We start from the raw sequence: 324 nt of genomic DNA on the forward strand, positions 1-324 counted from the left end.
GCAGGCATGGGCGTGATGCTGCTGGGCGTGCTGACCAGCCTTGCCGTGCATGGCATCTGGAAGGGATCGGAAACCGAAAAGGCGGTGCGTTTCCTCACCGTGGGCCTGATTCTCGCCGCCGCGTTGCGCGTGCCGCGCCCTGTGCTGGTCCATGCCGCGTTCGGCCTGCTGGCCGGCATCTGGTATGCCGTGATCAACGTGGCTTGGCTGGTGCTGAGTACCGGTGCGCGCCCCGCAACCCGCCAGTTCAACGCCGTCACCTACGGCGACCTGACCCTGTTGTTCTCGGTGATCGCCTTCCTGGTGCTGGGCCTGCGCATCACC

General features: G+C 66.4%; 1 protein-coding gene. It reads left to right on the forward strand.

Annotated features, from left to right (window positions below; genetic code table 11):
• Positions 1-324, forward strand: a 324-nt coding sequence (locus tag ACPYOG_RS19325) for a hypothetical protein (RefSeq protein ID WP_481295752.1), incomplete at both ends; no start/stop codon positions are given.

The organism is Leifsonia sp. HAY1-4F, assembly GCF_056755275.1.